Origin of the sequence: Gluconobacter roseus, assembly GCF_046058915.1 — a bacterium.
Taxonomy (GTDB): Bacteria; Pseudomonadota; Alphaproteobacteria; order Acetobacterales; family Acetobacteraceae; genus Gluconobacter; species Gluconobacter roseus_A.
On the sequence record NZ_CP175538.1, the window covers coordinates 902317 to 920297 of the forward strand.

The 17981-nt window shown below is 60.7% G+C and carries 17 protein-coding genes and 1 pseudogene; 10 read left to right on the forward strand and 8 right to left on the reverse strand.

The genetic code is table 11. The features are described from left to right. Positions 1-10: 10 nt before the first annotated feature. Positions 11-262, forward strand: a complete 252-nt coding sequence (locus tag ACJ2A4_RS04240) for a hypothetical protein (RefSeq protein WP_408873737.1) — start codon at positions 11-13, stop codon at positions 260-262. A 24-nt stretch (positions 263-286) separates the two neighbouring features. On the opposite strand, the gene msrQ is transcribed toward ACJ2A4_RS04240, so the two are convergent. Both msrQ and msrP read right to left on the reverse strand, forming a co-directional pair. Beyond that, positions 287-913 (reverse strand): protein-methionine-sulfoxide reductase heme-binding subunit MsrQ, encoded by a 627-nt coding sequence (msrQ, locus tag ACJ2A4_RS04245; RefSeq protein ID WP_408873738.1) that lies wholly within the window; start codon positions 911-913, stop codon positions 287-289. Further along, entirely contained in the window at positions 913-1851 is a 939-nt protein-coding gene (gene msrP / locus ACJ2A4_RS04250) for a protein-methionine-sulfoxide reductase catalytic subunit MsrP (RefSeq protein ID WP_408873739.1), read from the reverse strand. The genes msrQ and msrP overlap by 1 nt, the downstream gene beginning before the upstream one ends. An 80-nt stretch (positions 1852-1931) precedes the next feature. Between msrP and ACJ2A4_RS04255 the strand changes: the two genes are divergently transcribed. Together ACJ2A4_RS04255 and ACJ2A4_RS04260 are read left to right on the forward strand one after the other, a co-directional pair. After that, entirely contained in the window at positions 1932-2804 is an 873-nt protein-coding gene (locus ACJ2A4_RS04255; protein WP_408873740.1) for an NAD(P)-dependent oxidoreductase, read from the forward strand. A 68-nt stretch (positions 2805-2872) separates the two neighbouring features. After that, positions 2873-3480 (forward strand): annotated as a pseudogene (locus ACJ2A4_RS04260) (superoxide dismutase). Between the two features lie 89 nt (positions 3481-3569). Here the strand turns inward: ACJ2A4_RS04260 and yajC are convergent. After that, on the reverse strand, positions 3570-3914 hold the full coding sequence (gene yajC / locus ACJ2A4_RS04265) for a preprotein translocase subunit YajC (RefSeq protein ID WP_024716829.1): 345 nt from the start codon (positions 3912-3914) through the stop codon (positions 3570-3572). Positions 3915-4033: 119 nt separating this feature from the next. On the opposite strand from yajC, the gene ACJ2A4_RS04270 reads away from it, so the two are divergent. After that, positions 4034-4903: an ATP-binding protein gene (locus tag ACJ2A4_RS04270; protein WP_408873741.1), complete on the forward strand. Its 870-nt coding sequence runs from the start codon at positions 4034-4036 to the stop codon at positions 4901-4903. A 64-nt stretch (positions 4904-4967) separates the two neighbouring features. Here ACJ2A4_RS04270 and ACJ2A4_RS04275 read toward each other — a convergent pair whose 3' ends face one another. Further along, complete coding sequence (locus tag ACJ2A4_RS04275) at positions 4968-7367, reverse strand: TonB-dependent receptor (protein WP_408873742.1); 2400 nt, start codon at positions 7365-7367, stop codon at positions 4968-4970. Between the two features lie 254 nt (positions 7368-7621). Between ACJ2A4_RS04275 and ACJ2A4_RS04280 the strand changes: the two genes are divergently transcribed. Beyond that, positions 7622-8782 (forward strand): Rieske 2Fe-2S domain-containing protein, encoded by a 1161-nt coding sequence (locus ACJ2A4_RS04280; protein WP_408873743.1) that lies wholly within the window; start codon positions 7622-7624, stop codon positions 8780-8782. A gap of 1 nt (position 8783) precedes the next feature. Continuing rightward, complete coding sequence (locus ACJ2A4_RS04285; protein WP_408873744.1) at positions 8784-9791, forward strand: bifunctional GNAT family N-acetyltransferase/(deoxy)nucleoside triphosphate pyrophosphohydrolase; 1008 nt, start codon at positions 8784-8786, stop codon at positions 9789-9791. Between the two features lies 1 nt (position 9792). Here the strand turns inward: ACJ2A4_RS04285 and ACJ2A4_RS04290 are convergent, their stop codons facing one another. Continuing rightward, positions 9793-10686 (reverse strand): SMP-30/gluconolactonase/LRE family protein, encoded by an 894-nt coding sequence (locus tag ACJ2A4_RS04290; RefSeq protein ID WP_408873745.1) that lies wholly within the window; start codon positions 10684-10686, stop codon positions 9793-9795. A 99-nt stretch (positions 10687-10785) separates the two neighbouring features. On the opposite strand from ACJ2A4_RS04290, the gene ACJ2A4_RS04295 reads away from it, so the two are divergent. Further along, complete coding sequence (locus ACJ2A4_RS04295) at positions 10786-11556, forward strand: competence/damage-inducible protein A (protein ID WP_408873746.1); 771 nt, start codon at positions 10786-10788, stop codon at positions 11554-11556. A gap of 45 nt (positions 11557-11601) precedes the next feature. Here the strand turns inward: ACJ2A4_RS04295 and ACJ2A4_RS04300 are convergent, their stop codons facing one another. The 3 genes from ACJ2A4_RS04300 to ACJ2A4_RS04310 form a co-directional block, all read right to left on the reverse strand. After that, on the reverse strand, positions 11602-12576 hold the full coding sequence (locus tag ACJ2A4_RS04300; protein ID WP_408873747.1) for an acetyl-CoA carboxylase carboxyltransferase subunit alpha: 975 nt from the start codon (positions 12574-12576) through the stop codon (positions 11602-11604). Between the two features lie 63 nt (positions 12577-12639). Continuing rightward, a complete protein-coding gene (locus ACJ2A4_RS04305; protein ID WP_408873748.1) occupies positions 12640-13575 on the reverse strand; it encodes a tyrosine recombinase in 936 nt (311 codons plus the stop codon). 10 nt (positions 13576-13585) lie between these two features. Continuing rightward, positions 13586-13993: a hypothetical protein gene (locus tag ACJ2A4_RS04310; RefSeq protein ID WP_408873749.1), complete on the reverse strand. Its 408-nt coding sequence runs from the start codon at positions 13991-13993 to the stop codon at positions 13586-13588. Positions 13994-14053: 60 nt separating this feature from the next. Here ACJ2A4_RS04310 and aroB point away from each other — a divergent pair, with 60 nt between their 5' ends. The 3 genes from aroB to ACJ2A4_RS04325 all read left to right on the forward strand — a co-directional run bounded on the left by aroB (position 14054) and on the right by ACJ2A4_RS04325 (position 17932). Continuing rightward, entirely contained in the window at positions 14054-15745 is a 1692-nt protein-coding gene (gene aroB / locus ACJ2A4_RS04315; RefSeq protein ID WP_408873750.1) for a 3-dehydroquinate synthase, read from the forward strand. 316 nt (positions 15746-16061) lie between these two features. After that, positions 16062-17201, forward strand: a complete 1140-nt coding sequence (locus ACJ2A4_RS04320; RefSeq protein ID WP_194258539.1) for an OmpA family protein — start codon at positions 16062-16064, stop codon at positions 17199-17201. A 167-nt stretch (positions 17202-17368) separates the two neighbouring features. After that, a complete protein-coding gene (locus ACJ2A4_RS04325; protein ID WP_408873751.1) occupies positions 17369-17932 on the forward strand; it encodes a GtrA family protein in 564 nt (187 codons plus the stop codon). Positions 17933-17981 lie beyond the last annotated feature (49 nt).

The window sequence follows — 17981 nt, forward strand, 5'->3', positions numbered from 1 at the left end:
GCTGCAGAACATGCACAAACTCAAGCTGGTCCTGACACTCGGGATCAGCGCCCATATTGCCGTTCTGGGCGCTTGTGGAATTCCGCTTTCGCGACTTGATTTCCGGCCCGGCGAAATCACCCACCTGCCCGATGGACTGCTTCTGGCAGATGGGTGTCATTTCCCGACAAAGCCCTTCCCGTCCGACATTCTGGCCCAGCGTCGTTCGGCGCTGACGGAACTCTCCCCCAAGATCCGCGCGGCATTACGTCCAACAGCCTGAACTCTTTGCTGAATAACCTGTTGCCTAGGGTCTGTTTCCTGCCTGTAAACGTGGCAGAAAACGGCTCAGCAGGATGACAGCCAAGGCGGCGAGATATGGTGCTGAGACGCTGTTCAACGTCTTGAAGGACAGGAAGAAATGTATTCCGGCCAGAACAGCGGCGGGAAAGATCAGACTGTGCAGGAGCTTCCAGCGTCGCTTTAGCAGACGCATGGAGAACATGTTGGATGTCAGCGCCAGCGGGATGAGCATGACGAGCGCGCTCATTCCGAAAATAATGAAATAGCGATGCGTGACATCCGTCCACAGCACGGCCCAGTCAAATCCATGGTCCAGTCCGGCATAGGCCAGCAGATGCAGGCTGGCATAGAAAAAGGCCAGCAGGCCGGTCAGGCGCCGGTAACGGAGCAGGTTCAGGCTAGTCAAACGCCTTAGTGGTGCGAGAGCCAGACAGACAAGCAGAAAACGGAAAGCCCACAGGCCCAGTGACCGCTCAAAAACATTGACCGGATCCGCGCCCAGTGCGCCGTGCTGACCCTGCCAGACAAGCCAGACCGCCGGCGTCATGCCAAGCGGATAAAAAACCACACGCCAGTGCTTCTTCAGCTTTGCGCCAGCGAGAGAAATGACGTGCGCTCCGTCAGCCGGCATCAGAAGTTTTTCCGCAGATCCATGCCGCGATACAGATCTGCGACCTGCTCACCGTAACCATTGAACATCATGGTCGGCTGTCGCGTGGCACCGAACAGGGAGTGTGACCCGATAACGCGCTCCGTCGCCTGGCTCCAGCGGGGATGATCGACCTGTGGATTGACGTTGGCGTAGAAGCCATATTCATCCGCAGCAAGTCTGTTCCACGTCGTTGGTGGCTCATGGTCCAGCAGACGGATGCGCTGGATCGACTTGATGCCCTTGAAGCCGTATTTCCACGGAACAACAAGGCGGATGGGGGCACCGTTCTGATTGGGTAGGGTTTCCCCATAGATTCCGAGCGCCAGCAGGGTCAGCGGGTTCATGGCTTCGTCCAGCCGCAATCCCTCGACATAGGGCCACTGAATGCCTGAAAGACCTTCGTTCTGGCCGGGCATTTCTGATGGTCGCAGGACGCTCTCGAAAGCGACATGTGTGGCCTTGGGGTCCGGATCCGCGTCCTTCAGAAGGGACGCAAGCGGAATGCCATCCCAGGGGATCACCATGGACCAGGCTTCCACGCAGCGCATGCGGTAGATGCGTTCTTCAATCGCCGGAGAATGCAAAAGCTGGTCGATATCCAGCCGAATAGGCTTTCGGACCAGCCCGGTGATTTCGAGCGTCCATGGAAGGGGATGAAAGTCCTGCGAATGTGCAGCCGGGTCGCCCTTGTCCATGCCAAATTCATAGAAGTTGTTGTAGTGGGTCACGTCATCGTGAGGCGTTGGCGTGAGGCTCCCCGAATAGGGTCCGGGATGCGTCTGAAGCGCGGCGGCACGCGCCGCAGTCGTCAGCGCACCCAGGGCTGCAGCCCCGCCGATGAGACTGCGCCGGGAGAGATACATCTCCTTTGGAGTGATCTCGGATGGCAGAGGACGGGGATAGTGAAAAAGCACCATGATCAATTTCCGGATTTTGCGAAACTCTGGCACCCATGATGCGTGAGTCTGTTGCAACGCATCACAAGGAGCCAGTTTCCATGTCCAGTCCAAAGATCGGTTTTATTGGTTACGGTGCCATGGCCCAGCGGATGGGGGCCAATCTTCGGAAAGCCGGTTATCCGGTTGTGGCGTTCGCCCCGTCGGGCGGCAAAGACGAGACGGAAATGCTGCCTTCGCCCCGCGCTATCGCGGAAGCTGCGGATGTCATCATTTTCTGTGTGCCGAACGATGCTGCGGAAAACCAGTCGCTTCATGGTGAAAACGGTGCCCTTGCCGGACTGACACCCGACAAGCTCGTCCTTGATACGTCTACCGTCTCCCCCGATCAGGCCGACGCTTTTGCAAGGCTTGCTGCCGAACATGGGTTTTCACTGCTAGACGCTCCCATGTCCGGTAGCACGCCTGAAGCCGAGACGGGTGATCTGGTCATGCTGGTCGGCGGCGATGATGCCGTGGTCAAGCGCGCCCAGCCGGTCCTGGACGTGATCGGAAAACTGACGATCCATGCCGGTCCTGCCGGTTCGGCGGCGAGACTGAAGCTGGTCGTGAACGGTGTGATGGGTGCGACGCTCAACATCATCGCGGAAGGTGTGACCTACGGACTTGCCGCAGGGCTGGATCGCGATGTCGTGTTCGATACGCTACAGCAGGTCGCCGTCGTCAGTCCGCATCACAAGCGCAAGCTGAAGATGGGCCAGAACCGCGAGTTCCCGTCCCAGTTCCCGACCCGCCTCATGTCCAAGGATATGGGCCTGCTGCTCGATGCCGGACGCAAGGTCGGCGCATTCATGCCGGGCATGGCGGTGGCCGATCAGGCGCTGGCCCTTTCGAACCGTCAGCACGCAAATGAGGATTATTCGGCCCTCATCGGTGCGATGGAACACAGCGTTGCCAATCTTCCCCATAAATGAGAACGATATGCAGGAGCGACCGTCCCTGAGGGCGGTCTCCTCGTCTTATTCTGCCAAGGAGTGACATCATGGCTTTTGAACTTCCCCCCTGCCCTACGCAGAAAACGCTCTCGCCGGTGCCGGCATGTGCCAGGAAACGCTGGAACTGCATCACGACAAGCACCATCAGGCCTATGTCACGGCGCTGAACGGTTTTGTTGAGAGCAAGCCGGAACTGGCTGGCAAGACGCTTGAGGAGATCATCGCATTCTCCTACGGCAAGCCCGAGATCGCTCCGGTCTTCAACAATGCAGGCCAGCACTGGAACCACATCCTGTTCTGGAAGAACCTGTCCCCCAAGGGTGGTCAGATCCCGACCGGTCTGGAAAAGAAGATCGCTGAAGACTTCGGCTCCGTCGAAGAGTTCAAGAAGCTCTTCAAGCAGGCTGCTACGACGCAGTTCGGTTCGGGCTGGGCCTGGCTGGTGCTGGACAAGTCCGGCAAGCTGGCTGTCACGAAGACGGCAAACGGCTCCAACCCGCTGGCCGAAGGTCAGGGCAAGGCGCTGCTGGGCCTCGACGTGTGGGAGCACGCCTATTACCTCGATTTCCGCAACCGTCGTCCGGACTACATCACGAACTATCTGGACAAGCTCGCCAACTACGAGTTCGCAGAAGCCGAGCTGAAGTCTGCCTGATCCCTTCCGGGTTCATCAGAATAAAAAAACGCCCCGTCCGGGTTTCCGGGCGGGGCGTTTTGCATGAACGGGCCTTTTGGAAGAGCGGATCAGGAATCGTTGGCGGGCTTGTCGCGCGGCATGATGTTCGTGATCGTGCTCCGGACAATCTTCACGCGCACGCCCTGGGCGATCTCAACATCCACTTCGTCGCTGTCATCACGGGTGGCCTGCACAACGCCGACGATACCGCCTGCCGTTACGATCCGGTCACCGCGACGCAAGGAGCCCTGCTCGTCACGCAGCTTGCGGGCGCGCTGCTGCTGGGGGCGGATGAGCAGGAAATAGAACACCACGAAGATGAAAATCATCGGGGCGAACTGAAGCACCTGCGGATTGGACAGCAGGCCACCACCATCGGCGGCCTGGGCGGAAGAAATGAACAGACTGCTCATGGATGTAAGGGTCCAGTCTTGAGTGAAGCTGGCGGGGACCATATCGTCCGGGGGCTGCCCGTCAAGCACGGCGCCGATGTCTTTTGATCTCAACCCCTTTCGTTCCGGGACCGTTTTCCATGACCGACCATGCCCTGCTCAGTGTTCTCGAACGTATTGCCGACAGTCTGGAGCGGATGAGCCCGCCCCCGCCGAGTGCGGACATCTTGCACAGGCACGATGCCTTTCTGTGGCAGGCCGCTCTGGGCGTTCTGACCCCGGTGGAGAAGGTTTCGGGGGTACCGCTGTCACTGCTTCAGGGCGTGAAGCGGCAGATGGATCAGGTCATGACCAATACCCGGCATTTCGCGGAAGGCTTCAGCGCCAACAATGTTATGCTCTGGGGCGCGCGCGGGATGGGCAAATCCTCACTGGTGAAGGCGTCCGTTGCGGCCGTGAACGAGGAGCAGCGGGCAAAGGGCGGGGGTACGCTCGCGCTGATCGAGATCCAGCGTGACGAGCTGTCTTCGCTGCCAAAGCTGCTGGCCGTCCTGCGCACCACGAAGCGTCGCTGCATCCTGTTCTGCGATGACCTGTCATTCGAGAGCCAGGATGCGGACTACAAGTCGCTCAAATCCGTGCTTGATGGCGGAATCGCTGGGCGTCCCGAGAACGTCCTGATCTATGCGACATCGAACCGGCGTCACCTGATGCCGCGGGACATGATCGAGAATGAAACAGGCAGCGCGATTAACCCGTCGGAAGCCATTGAAGAAAAAGTCTCGCTTTCGGACCGGTTCGGTCTGTGGATCGGGCTGTATGGCGCAACGCAGGACGATTATCTGGCGATCGTCGAAGCGTATGCGGCTTATTACAGGCTGCCGGTTCCGCGCGATGAACTCCGCCGGAAAGCCCTGCAATGGGCGATGGCGCGCGGCAGCCGGTCCGGCCGTGTGGCCTCGCAGTTCATCAGCGATCTGAGCGCCGAAATTGGTATCCCGCAGGGCTGAAAAACAGTTGGTTTGAATCAAAAAACGGCGGGGCACAGTCCCCGCCGTTTTTTATTGTGTGCCTTCAGAACGAGGCGCTGATGGTGCCGAAGAATTCGCGGACGGGACCGCGTTCCATGGACTGGTAGTCACCAACAGCAGGGTTGTCGTTCTCACCCATCATGGAGATGTATTTGGTGTTGAACAAGTTATAGACGTTGAAACTTGCCGTGACGTCCTTGAGGACGCTCAGCTTGCCAAAACGGTACTGCGCCCCCGCATTGGCGAGCCAGTAGCCGCCGATCGAGGTGTCATTCATGAAGCTGTAGTAGCGGCGGCTGTAGTAATTCGCATCGAAATGCGCCGTCATGCCCTTCCAGCTATAGGCCACGGATGTTTTGTACATCCACGCCGGATAGTTGACGATATTCTTGCCCGCCAGCGCGTAATAGCCGCCGACCGTATCAACATTCCGGTCGTAGGTGCCCTTGTTGTAGCTCAGGTTGTTGCTGATGCTCAGGCCGTCGATCGGGGTGATAGTGATGTCACCATTGGCACCCGTCATGGAGATGTGGCCGAAATCGATGACCTGCGAGACTGGATTGGTCAGGGAGCCGACCGCGGCCGCCAGGATCGGATGGATCAAGCTAGCGTGATAGACGGTGGCGTTCGCCTGAAGGTATTTCGACGTATAGCGGTAGCCCCCGAGATAGACCCAGGCCTTGGACGGCTCGAGAGACTTCTTCTGGGCCTGAAACGTGGCCTGATCCTGCACGGAATAGACCGAGTTCGCCACGCCATAAGCCGAGACTTCATAGGCGCGCATGTTCTCGGCCACGTCCACATAGATCTCGTGGTGGCGGTTGATGTGCCAGTCCAGATTGACGTGCGGCAGGAAGGCCTGTGAGGCCGTCAGGGAACCGTTCGGCAAGGCATCGGCGCCTGTCCAGTCGGCATTGTTGTACTGCGCCCCGCCGGACGTGGTGGCAGTCATGGACTTGAAGCCGGCATGCAGCGTCAGGCCCTGGGCGAGCTGGATGCTGTCCTGCAGGTGAAACTGCATGACGTTCGTGGTCCACTGGAAATTGTAGCCTTCGAGGAAGGCCGGGCCATAAACATCATAGGGGCCCACGGCCTTGAGCGGTGCGCCCTGTCCCAGAAGTGGTTGCTGGTAATTAAACAGCCCTGCCTGCTGGTTGTTGTTCTCGTACCAGACGCCGCCCTCGAAAGTGTGACGGCCCCATTTGTAGCGCAGGCTGGTGTCGAGGCCGTAACGCTCCTGACGGTTCTGCCAGACTTCTTCAGAGAACGGCGCGCCGTTCGGCGAGGGATCGTCCGAGTCCGTATAGCTGTAATAGCCGGTCTGGCTGTGACCGTAGATCGTGGTGTTCCAGGTCAGATGATCGGTCAGGGCGAGGTCAAAATGCAGGCCGCCCATATAGTTGGTTTCGGACTGGCCACCGTCATACATGGCGATGTTGGAGCCATCGATGCCCGGCACATTCCCGTAACCGGCCGGCAGCGCGCTCGTCCCGTTGGCGATCCCGTAGGCCAGACCGTAATTCGGATAGAGATGCGGCGTGCGCCAGCCGAGATTCTTCAGAATGCCGATAGACGTGTCCGGATAATTCCACTGGGCCAGGCTGGACCAGTTGAAGAAGGCCGACATGCGGCTGCGTTCGTTGATCGGCTGGACAAGCTTGGCATCGACCTGCTGCATGAACTGGTCACCGCCCCCCATCCACATGCCTTCATCGGTGCGGGCATACGATGTGTAGAACTTCGTGCCAGTCGGATTCAGCTTGCCGGAGTCCAGACGGACATAGGTGCGGTAGGAGCCATAGCTGCCAAAGGACTGGCTGACCTTGCCACCGCGCTTGTCCTCGGGGTCCGAGGAGCCAATCTGGATCGTACCGCCCAGCGTGTTGGTCGAGGGCAGTTCGACCGAACCCGCGCCCTGCGACATGCGCATGGATTGGATGTCGTCGGGAATGATGGCGGAGGCAAGGCTCATGCCACTGACGGACTGGTAGGTCTGATCGTTCAGGGGAACGCCATCCACCGTGACGCCCATCTGGTTCATGAAGAAGCCGCGGACGTAAAGATTGGCGCCGAAGCTGTCGATTCCGAACGGATCGGTGGAGGTGAAGCTCACGCCCGGCGTGCGGTCCAGCATCTTGTAGGCGCTGGTTCCCGGAACATACTGGCGCATGATGGCTTTCGAGACAGCCTGCTCGGCGTCACGTCCGGTCAGCTGACGTCCGGTAACGGCAACGCTTTCCGTCGCATGGGCATCCAGCTCCGTCATGCGGTGGCAGGCTGGTGCGGCAGTCTTCCGACCCTGCGCGGCCGGCGCAGATGCGGTGACGGGAGCCTTCTCCTTTGATGCCGGATGATGGTGAACGACATGAGGATCGGCAGCCAGAGCCGACTGACGGACTGCAAACAGTGCGATGGAGGAAAGAAGCAGGGATCTGGTTCGCACCGTGGCCGAAACTCCGAAATGGGGGATTTATGATCTGTGGGAAGCGGTCTCCTAAACGTGCCTGCCCGCCCGGAAAAGCGCCAGTCCTGCAAGATGATGTTTCAATGACACGAAAAGGGTGGTTTTTCTGCTGCATGTTGCGGGAAAGACGCGATCTGAATGATGCGAATGATCTCTTCCTGAACTAGGGCTTTGCCTGTTAGGTTCTGTGCGCATTTGAAAATGTCGCGGTTTCATCTTGGATCAGGATACTCATGTCGCAGACCGTCTCTGCCTCCTCTGACGCCACACAGGGCGCCGACCACGTCATCGACCCGAATATCGGTGAGTTCTCCCCGGTAGAAGAGGTGGTTCGGAAGACCGGGGATCTGCGGCGCATCCGCTCCAATCCCGATTACTGGTATCCCGTCGCCTGGTCGCGCGAACTCAAGCGCGGCAAGACCATCGGAACACGCTATGCCGGGCAGCCGATCGCGCTGGTCCGCCCGATGGACGGAACGGTCTTCGCACTGGAAGACCGCTGTGCGCACCGGCAGGTTCCGCTCAGCCTCGGCAAGGTGAGCGGTGAAGCGGTCCAGTGCTGCTATCACGGCTGGGCCTATGGCCGGTCGGGCCGCTGCATCGATGTACCCTATCTGGGCAAGGGCAAGCTTCCGAACGGTGTGCGGACCTATCCGTGCCGTGAGGAAGGCGGCCTGATCTTCATCTTCCCGGGCGATCCGGCAAAGGCCGAGAGCACGCCGTTTCCGCAGCTGGGATCGGTGGGCAATCCCGAATACAAGACGCGCCGCTTTGGCGAGACGGTCGGCTGCCATTACAGTTTCATGCATGAAAACCTGATGGATATGAACCATCAGTTCATGCACATGAAGCAGATGGGCCAGATGAAGCCGCGCTTCCTCGGTGGCAAGGACGAGCCCACGCTGGTCGAGGCGCGCTACAGCTTTGCGCGGACCAGTGGCAAGCAGCCCTGGGGCGAGACATTCATTTTCGGTGAGCGCCGCGACGCCAGCGAGAAATATGCCCACAAGGACGTCATGACGATCCGGACGGAATATCCGTACCAGACGCTGCGCATCGCAACGGGCGATGAGCCGCCGGTCATGGATCTGTGGATCGTCTATGTGCCGCAGGACTTGGAGGAAAAGACGTGCCGCGTGTTCGGGCTGCTGTCGATCCGTCGTCCGAAGGCGAAGCTGGTTCTGGACATCGCCTGGCCGTTCCTGATTGCGTTCACCGAGCGGATCTTCAAGGAAGACCGGGACATCGTGGAACTGGAGCAGGCCGCGTGGAACGAACTCGGCGGCGACCACAACCAGGAAGTCTTCCCGGTCATCAACATGCTGCGTCGCCTGCTGGCACGGTGTGGCGTGCCGATGGAGCCGTCCGACAAGCCGCAGGGTTCCACGCCCTGACATGACTCCAGACCTCAAGGCAGGGACGCTCGTTCTCCGCGCCCTGCAGCCGGAAGACGCACCAGCCATTCACCGTCTGGTCAATGACTGGAGCGTCGTGCGGATGCTCAGCAGCCTGCCTTTTCCCTACCCACGGGAACTGGCGGCGGAGTGGATCGAGTCCACGCGCAGGGACAGCGCACAGGGAAATGCCCATCATTTTGCCATCACCCGGGAAGGTACCCTGCTCGGGGCCATGGGGCTCGTGCTGTCTGATGACCGGCGCGCAGGGTCTCTGGGGTACTGGCTGGCGCCCTCGGCGTGGGGACAGGGCATCACAACGCTGGCAGGACAGCGGGTGGTGGAATGGGGCCTGACGGTCCTCAAACTGGAAAAACTCACGGCGGCGGCAGCGCAGGATAATCCGGCCTCTGCCGCTGTTCTGAAGAAACTCGGCTTTCAGAAAACCGGAACATCGAGCCGCCGGTTCGTCTCCCGCGGGCAGGAATGCCCCGTTGATCTGTATGGACTCACGCGGATCACGTTTCTTGCGGGAGTGCAGGACAGTCCGGATGCGGAGCCCGCCCCTGCTCCGGCCGTCGCGGCTCCTGTGGTTCCGCAGACAAAGCCCCGCACACTTCTGGTTGTGGCAGCGGCTCTTCTGGATGCGCAGGGACGGATCCTTCTGGCGCGCCGGCCGGAAGGAAAGCGTCTTGCAGGGCTGTGGGAGTTTCCGGGCGGCAAGGTCGAACGGGACGAAACACCCGAACAGGCGCTGGTCCGGGAAATGCATGAGGAACTCGGACTTGATCTGTCCGGAGCCTGTCTGGCGCCGTTCACATTCGTCAGCGAAAACGCCGGGCCATTCCATCTGCTGATGCCGCTATATGTGGTGCGCCGCTGGCGGGGTGTGCCAACCCCGCGGGAAGGCCAGGCTCTGGAATGGGTCGCGGCTTCTGATCTGGGCCGCTACACCATGCCTGATCCTGACCTTCCGCTGATCCCGCTTCTGCAGGAGCTTCTGGGCTAGATCAGCCGTTCAGGCGGAAGACCTGCTGCGGAACGCCGGGAACATCCGTGCGGAAAGCGAACAGGGAGCCGGCCTGCGGTTCCTTTTCGAGCGTCTCGGCTTCCAGTCCCTTGCGCGCTGTCGTCACGAAAACCGTTTTCAGATCATCGCCACCGAAAGCGACTTTCGTGACATTCGTGACGGGCATGGGAATCGGTGGCAGTTCCGTACCATCCGGTTTGAAGCGAGCCACACGACCACCGCCCCAGGTTCCACACCAGACAGTCCCTTCGCTGTCGGTCACGATCCCGTCAGGATAGCCGTGATCCAGACGGGCAAAGACACGCTCATTGGCGAGATCGCCATCTTCTTTGATGTCAAAAGCGTAGATCGTCTGTTCCGGGCTGTCACAGACATAAAGCACCTTGCCGCACGGCGAAACGGCGGGACCGTTGGAGACGGTATAGCCTTCGTCGTGATGGGTGATATGCAGGCCACTTTCGTCATGCACGACCCTGTAGATCGAGCCGGACGGGTTCTCTTCGCCATCGTCCATGGTGCCAAACCAGACATGGCCCTGCGGATCGACACAGCCGTCATTGAGACGGTTCCGGGGCTTTTCGGCCTCCACGATCGTGTGATCAGAAAAGCTGCCTGTACGCGGATCAAAACGGCGCAGACCGTCCGGCATGCCAGCAAGGAACGTGCCGTCAGCGACAGGAAGAAGGAACGCCACACGATCCGGGGCGGACCATGTCTGATGGGCACGGCTGGAGGGCGTGAAGCGGTGAATTTTCGCTTCCAGGATATCGACGAAATACAGGGATTTCTCGCCAGCAATCCAGACAGGCCCTTCCCCCAGCGTTGCACGCAGATCAAGGATGCATTCGGGCTGGTGAAGCGTGGTGCTGGTCATGTGTGCTCCTGACGAAAACAGAATTTCAGGCCGGGTTTCTCCTCGACAACGCGGGGCGACCCGTTACGTTCTGTGGCGAAGACTATCAGGAGCGGACACATGCTTCAAAAAACTGCCTGTTTTCTTGTTATTGGCAACGAGATCCTCTCGGGACGCACACAGGATGCCAACACACGGGTTCTGGCCCAGGCCCTGAATGAACAGGGCATCCGGCTCATGGAAGTCCGGGTCATTCCCGACATCGAAGAGCGCATCATCCGCACCGTTCGTGACTGCAGTGCTGACTTCGACATCGTTTTCACGTCCGGCGGCATCGGGCCGACGCATGACGACATCACGGCTGAATGCGTTGCAAAGGCCATGAACGCACCTCTGGTCCGGCATGAGGAGAGTTTCCGCCTGCTGGAAGCCGCTCTAGGGGCAGACCGGTTCAATGCCGCCCGCCAGCGCATGGCCTATCTGCCTGAAGGATCTACGCCGATCCTCAATACGGTTTCGGTGGCACCCGGATTCAGCATTGGCAATGTGCATGTCATGGCCGGTGTTCCATCCATCTTTGCATCGATGGTCGCATGGCTGGTGCCGCAGTTTGAGAAAGGTGCGCCGCTCGTTTCCGCAAGCTGGCATGCGGCCGGGCTGAAGGAAGGCGATTTCGCGGCCGATCTGGCGACGCTGCAGAAAAATTTTCCGACAATTGATCTGGGGTCTTACCCCTATCACCTTCCGGAAGGCGCCAGCGGCGTAGCGCTGGTGGCGAAGGGATATGATAGCGAAACCGTCGGGAAGGCCGCGCTGGCGCTGCATGATCTGATCATGGCGCATGGGCGTGAACCGCTCTCAGGCGAGCCCGCGCACAAGCAGACAGCCTGAAAAAACAAAAGCCGCTGCGGAGGGGCAGCGGCTTTTGAAAACGTCTCAGTGCAGAGGCGTGCGGGTCATGGACAGGAACTTGTCCCGGCGCTTCTGGATCAGCGCCGGACCCGTAAGATCCTTGAGCGAGGCCAGCTCTTCCGCAATCGCGTTGCCGACGGCCTTGACGGCCTCGTCTGGTGCGCGCTGTGCACCACCGACCGGCTCGGGGATGATCCGGTCGATCACGCCAAGGGACTGGAGGTCCTGCGCGGTAAGCTTCAGCGCCTCGGCTGCGGCCGGTGCCAGCTTCGAGTCGCGCCACAGGATGGATGCGGCAGCTTCCGGCGAAATGACGGAATAGATCGAGTGTTCGAGCATCAGGATGCGGTCGCCCGCACCAATGGCGATGGCGCCACCCGAACCACCCTCACCGATCACGGTCACGATCAGAGGTACGGGGGCCTTGAGGCAGACATCGATCGATTTTGCGATGGCCTGGGCCTGTCCGCGCGCTTCGGCGTCAATTCCGGGCCAGGCACCGGCGGTGTCGATGAAGCTCAGGATCGGCAGACCAAAACGACCGGCCATTTCGACCAGACGCTGCGCCTTGCGATAGCCTTCGGGGCGGGCCATGCCAAAATTGTGCTTCAGGCGCGTTTCGGTGTCGTGACCACGCTCGGTCCCGACGACAACGACCGGCTCTCCACGGAAACGGGCCAGACCGCCGATCATGGCGTCGTCGTCGCCGAAAGCACGGTCACCGGCCAGCGGCGTATAATCCGTTACCAGCTGATGCACGTAATCCAGACCCTTCGGGCGCTGGGCGTGACGGGCCACCTGCACTTTCTGCAGCGGTGTCAGCTTGGCATAGGTCGTGCGGAGCTGCTTGTCAGCCTTCTCGGACAGACGGGCAATCTCGTCATCGATATTGATGCCGCTGGTGCCGGAGTCCTTGCCCTGGCTGCCCATCTGGCGGAGTTCGTCGATCTTGGTCTCGAGTTCGGCGACCGACTTCTCGAAATCTAGGAATTGGCGCATGGGCAGCCCGATAGCACGCCTGCGCGTCCGGAAACAGTCCCTGCGACAGGCGGAATGATCTGTTCAGTCCATGTCGCCCGGGGCCGCGCCGTTGCGTGCCAGCGGATGATGCGCCGCCACGGCCTGTCTCAGGCGTTCGGACATGACCTGTGTATAGATCTGGGTGGTCGCGATATCGGCGTGACCCAGCAGCATCTGAAGTGCCCGCAGATCGGCACCATGCGCCAGAAGATGGCTGGCGAACGAATGCCTCAGAACGTGCGGGCTGACACGGTCGGGGTCCAGTCCAGCTTTCAGGGCACAGGCGAGCAGGATCTTGTCGAATCCCTGCCGCGTCAGGTGCTTCTGCGGGTTGCGTCCCGGAAAGAGCCAGGGGCTGCCGAGATCGCGATCGAAATGTACGAGCTGGTCCGCAGCATCCCGCGCACTCTGGGATAAAGGCACCAGCCGCTCCCGGCCGCCCTTGCCGCGCACAAGAAGCATCGGACCACGGACATGCACACAGGATGCCGGCAGGGCCAGCAGCTCGGAAATGCGCAGGCCGGTCGTGTAGAGGAGTTCCAGCGCAGCACGGGAGACGATGTCCCGGCGTTCGTTTTCATGACCGCGCGTCCCGCTTTCCAGCAGGCGACGGATTTCGTCCTCATCCAGCGGTCTGGGAAGGGACGATGCGATTTTGGGAGCCTGCTGACGCTCGGTCGGATCGTCCTCACGTACCGACTCGAGCATCAGGAATTGATAGAACTGCCGCAGGCAGGACAGGCGTCGTGCGGCGGTCCGGGCCGCCAGCCCGGCGCGGGACAGTTCCGCGAGATAGGACTGGACCTGACTGCCCTGCGCATCGGCGAGAGGAACCGGTGCGCAGTGGGCGGCAAAATCGGCAAGGTCCGAGGCGTAGGCCTGCCGGGTTTTCAGTGCCGCGCCACGCTCTGCGGCGAGCATTTCAAGAAAGGCCTCGACATGCCTGTCGCCTCCCCGGTCGTCACTGGTACGCGCCATTGCCGCTCGGTCAGTGAGCGGGAGCCGGGGCCGCAGGTGCAGCAGGCATGGGCTGAGCGGGAGCGGCCTTCGGGACCGGCATCGTCGGCAGCGGTGTCGACGGCGTCAGTGGTGCAGCGCCCGGGGCAGCCGGAGCTGCTGCGGCAGGGGCCGGAGCGGGCGCAGGCATCGGTGTCACGGCAGGAGCCTGAGCAGGCTGGGCCGCAGGCACGGGCGGCATGGCCGGGAGGGCGGCCTGTGGTGCTGTGGACGTGGCAAAAGCGCCGCCCGAAAGGTCCTTGTGAACCATGGTCTGTGCCGGTGGCGTGGCGGTCATACCCAGACGCAGGAACGCTCCGCCCACACCCAGGACAAGAAGGACGGCAACGGCCCCGCCAATTAGCGGCAGGCGGGAAAAGGAACGATCGGTAATGGCCATGGGACAGGGTCTCGAAGTGAGGGCAGGACGTGTTCCCTCTCCTATGATACGTAGCAGGGCATGTCACGCCTGCCTTTTCCCCCTTCAGCCACGCCGCAACCCTTTTTCTCTTCCGATGGCACACCGTCGCGTACGGTTGTACTCGTCGGAATGATGGGTGCCGGCAAAACCACCATCGGACGGCGCCTCGCCCAGATCTGCGGACTCCCTTTCGTGGACGCCGATATCGAGATCGAACGGGCCGCTGGCTGTTCGATTCCCGAAATCTTTGCCCGACATGGCGAAGCATCGTTCCGGGATGGTGAACGCCGCGTCATCCAGCGACTCCTCGATGGACCACCCTGCATCCTTGCCACGGGCGGAGGCGCTTGGATGGACGCCCAGACCCGTCGTCTGGTCCGCAGGCATGCAGTCTCGATCTGGCTCCGGGCACCAGTGCATGTGCTGGTAAAGCGGGTTGCCGGACGAACGGGGCGGCCATTGCTGGCCCAGGGACGGCCGGACGAGGTTCTGGGGCGTCTTGTCGGACAGCGATACCCCTTCTACGCCGAGGCAGACATCATTATCGATTGTGGAGATGACACGGTGGAACAGGGCGTGCAGCGCGTACGGGAAGTTCTGGGAGAATATCGCAGGCCGGAATCGGTTCATGTCTCGCTCAGCCACCACAGCTATGATGTGCTGATCGGACCGGACCTGATTTCGCGCGCAGGCGCCCTGCTCGCGCCTCACCTGCCCCAGAAGCGCGTAGTCGTCATTACGGATGAGACGGTTGCCGAACTGCATCTGCCCCGGCTTCTCGCCTCGTTCGAGGAAACCGGCATCCGTGCGGATGTGATTGCGGTTCCCGGCGGCGAGGAGAGCAAGTCCCTTGCCTGCTACGGGGACGTCATGAACCGCCTCCTGTCCACCGGAATCGAGCGCAAAACGACCATCGTGGCGCTGGGAGGCGGAGTCGTAGGCGATCTGGCCGGGTTTGTTGCCGCAACGGCACTGCGCGGACTGCCATTCGTACAGATCCCCACCACGCTTCTGTCACAGGTGGACAGCAGCGTGGGCGGCAAGACCGGCATCAACGCTCCAGCCGGAAAGAACCTGATCGGCGCCTTTCATCAGCCCATTGCGGTCCTTGCGGACAGTTCCGCCCTAGCAACACTGCCGCGGCGCCAGCGCGTTGCGGGCTATGCCGAGATCGTCAAATCCGGCCTGATTGCTGATCCGGAACTCTTCGCCTGGTGCGAAACCCATGGACGCGATGTTCTGGATGGTGATCCCGAAGCCCTGGCGGATGCCGTGAAGCGGGCCTGTGCCTTCAAGGCAGCGGTCGTTGCGGCTGACGAGAAGGAGCAGGCTTCTGTTGGCGGGCGTGCGCTGCTCAATCTGGGGCATACGTTCGGGCACGCCCTGGAAGCAGAACTGGGATATGATGGCCGTCTGCTTCACGGCGAGGCTGTCTCGATCGGAATTCACCTGGCCATGGCTCTTTCCGTGGAGCTTGGTTACGCCCCGGTCGAGGACCTGCATCGACTGGACCGTCATCTGCGAAGTCTGGACATGCCTGTCAGTTTCGACTGGTTCCGGGAGTCGTTCTCCGCGGACGTGCTTCTGCACCACATGACTCGGGACAAGAAAATGCAGGACGGGAAGATTGCGTTCGTTCTGTTGCACGGGATCGGCAAGGCGTTCACAACCCGCGAAATCCCCTCAAAAACAGTGCGTAATCTTCTGATCAGTGAAGGCTGTCGCTCGTAAGGAATGTTAAAATTCCGTCACATGTGAGCTAAATATCTGTTTTGCCTCTGTTTTTGCATAGCTGCTTTCTTCCGGAAGCGCTGGCTTCTCGTGAAACCTTGGGCTAAGGCAACGTAGACGCGAGGCGTAGATCGTAAAGCGGGCGAAATGGATTGTGGCTTTTATGTCACTCCCCTTCCCCGAGTAGAGCTGGAAGACCCTGACTGGCTTTGTCGCGGGGAACTCTGCGCTCTATATGCGCTTATGCATCGCGCTGGGTCCGTTGGTGAAAGCATTCTCCAACGGCTCGAACGTTAGTCACTAAGAGGACGAAAACATGCGTCTCCGCACGGCACTCCTTGCCATGACGTCGATGGTCGCCGCACCGTCGCTTGCCATGGCCAGCACGATCACCGGCCCCTATGTCAACATCGGCGGTGGTTACAACCTGGTTCAGCAGCAGCACGGCACTTTCGCGCCGACGACGCAGGCTGATGGCACGAGCAGCAACGCTGCTTCGAGCTCCCGCTACCGCCACCACGACGGCTTCACCGGTTTCGGTGCATTCGGCTGGGGCTTCGGTAACGGCCTGCGCGTTGAGGTTGAGGGTCTGTACAACTACTCCCAGATCAACCACCGTCGTCCGACGGCTGTTAACGGCATGACCCACGGGTCCGACCAGGCTTATGGTGGCCTCGTCAACGTGCTGTATGACATCGACCTCGCCAACTTCGGTCTGAATGTTCCTGTCACGCCGTTCGTCGGTGTTGGCGCTGGCTACCTGTGGCAGCACTACAACCCGACCACGACCAACTACGTGAACGGCGCTGTTGACCGCATGGGCGGCACGCAGGGCAGCTTCGCGTACCAGGGCATCGTCGGTGCAGCCTACGACATCCCGAACGTTCCGGGTCTGGCCGTCACGACCGAATACCGTTTCATCGGTCAGGACTTCGTCAACGGTCCGTATCGTTCCACGGCCTACAACGCTTCCGGCGTTCACAAGGGCAACGTGAACTTCGACCAGCGCTTCTCGCACCAGTTCATCCTGGGCCTGCGCTATGCCTTCGACACGGCTCCGCCGCCGCCGCCGCCGGCTCCGGTTGTTGTTCCGCCGGCTCCGACCCCGGCCCGCACGTATCTCGTGTTCTTCGACTGGGACAAGTCTGACCTGACGGGCCGCGCCCGTGAGATCGTTGCCCAGGCAGCCCAGGCTTCCACGCACGTCCAGACGACGCGCATCGAAGTCAACGGCTACACGGATAACTCCGCTGCTCACCCGGGTCCGCGCGGCGAGCGTTACAACCTGGGTCTGTCCAACCGTCGCGCTTCCAGCGTGAAGGCTGAACTGATCCGTGACGGTGTCCCGGCTGCTGCCATCGACATCCACGGTTATGGCGAGTCCAAGCCGCTGGTGCCGACCGGCCCGAACACCCGCGAGCCGCAGAACCGTCGCGTCGAGATCATCCTGAAGTAATTCAGACATGATCTGACGCCGGGTCTTCGACTTCGGTATTGAGAAAGGCGTCCTTCGGGGCGCCTTTTTCTTTGGGCGAATGCGACGTTCAGGACGAAACTCCGCTTGCGATTGCCTTTCCCGGCACGCTAGAGCCAGCACATCCCGATATTCCGGAGACATGTTCCTTGCGACGCAGCCGTATTTTCTATCCGCGCAGCCGACCGGAAATCATTGATCAGTTCCTGCGCTTTGGAACCGTCGGTGCCTTCGGTTTCCTGGTGGACTGGGGAACGGTCTCCCTGCTGCGCGTTCCTGCGGGTCTGATCGCAGCCACATTGATTGCCTATTTTGTGGCCGCAACAGGAAACTGGTGCCTTAACCGCGTCTGGACATTCCGGCTGTCTGCGGCGGAAAACCAGCACATGGTTCTGCAATGGCTGCGGTTCCTGCTGGCCAATTCATTCGGCTTTCTGCTCAATCGCAGCATGGTGTTCCTGCTTTACGCGACGGTTCCACTGACTGTGCATTATCCCGAGCTTGCGCTGGCGGCAGGTGCCCTGTGTGGAATGGTTGCGAACTTCAATCTTTCCCGTCGTCTTGTTTTCCGGGCACAGACCCCTGAAACACCGCTTGAACTGGTTCAGATGGCTGTGGAGATCCCTGCGGCGGGTCTGACGGCACCCGAACCTGAACCGGATCTGTCCGCCCTTCCCGACAACGGCATCAGGACGCATGGCCGCAATGACTGAGGGCTGCATTTCCAAGGCGGCGACAATAGTCTAGGACAGGCATATTATT

Excerpts from the sequence above, each read along its gene's own strand:
- ACJ2A4_RS04240 (WP_408873737.1), top strand. The coding sequence starts at position 11 with ATGCACAAACTCAAGCTGGTCCTGACACTCGGGATCAGCGCCCATATT.
- msrQ (WP_408873738.1), bottom strand. The coding sequence starts at position 913 with ATGCCGGCTGACGGAGCGCACGTCATTTCTCTCGCTGGCGCAAAGCTG.
- msrP (WP_408873739.1), bottom strand. The coding sequence starts at position 1,851 with ATGGTGCTTTTTCACTATCCCCGTCCTCTGCCATCCGAGATCACTCCA.
- ACJ2A4_RS04255 (WP_408873740.1), top strand. The coding sequence starts at position 1,932 with ATGTCCAGTCCAAAGATCGGTTTTATTGGTTACGGTGCCATGGCCCAG.
- yajC (WP_024716829.1), bottom strand. The coding sequence starts at position 3,914 with ATGAGCAGTCTGTTCATTTCTTCCGCCCAGGCCGCCGATGGTGGTGGC.
- ACJ2A4_RS04270 (WP_408873741.1), top strand. The coding sequence starts at position 4,034 with ATGACCGACCATGCCCTGCTCAGTGTTCTCGAACGTATTGCCGACAGT.
- ACJ2A4_RS04280 (WP_408873743.1), top strand. The coding sequence starts at position 7,622 with ATGTCGCAGACCGTCTCTGCCTCCTCTGACGCCACACAGGGCGCCGAC.
- ACJ2A4_RS04285 (WP_408873744.1), top strand. The coding sequence starts at position 8,784 with ATGACTCCAGACCTCAAGGCAGGGACGCTCGTTCTCCGCGCCCTGCAG.
- ACJ2A4_RS04290 (WP_408873745.1), bottom strand. The coding sequence starts at position 10,686 with ATGACCAGCACCACGCTTCACCAGCCCGAATGCATCCTTGATCTGCGT.
- ACJ2A4_RS04295 (WP_408873746.1), top strand. The coding sequence starts at position 10,786 with ATGCTTCAAAAAACTGCCTGTTTTCTTGTTATTGGCAACGAGATCCTC.
- ACJ2A4_RS04300 (WP_408873747.1), bottom strand. The coding sequence starts at position 12,576 with ATGCGCCAATTCCTAGATTTCGAGAAGTCGGTCGCCGAACTCGAGACC.
- ACJ2A4_RS04305 (WP_408873748.1), bottom strand. The coding sequence starts at position 13,575 with ATGGCGCGTACCAGTGACGACCGGGGAGGCGACAGGCATGTCGAGGCC.
- ACJ2A4_RS04310 (WP_408873749.1), bottom strand. The coding sequence starts at position 13,993 with ATGGCCATTACCGATCGTTCCTTTTCCCGCCTGCCGCTAATTGGCGGG.
- aroB (WP_408873750.1), top strand. The coding sequence starts at position 14,054 with ATGTCACGCCTGCCTTTTCCCCCTTCAGCCACGCCGCAACCCTTTTTC.
- ACJ2A4_RS04320 (WP_194258539.1), top strand. The coding sequence starts at position 16,062 with ATGCGTCTCCGCACGGCACTCCTTGCCATGACGTCGATGGTCGCCGCA.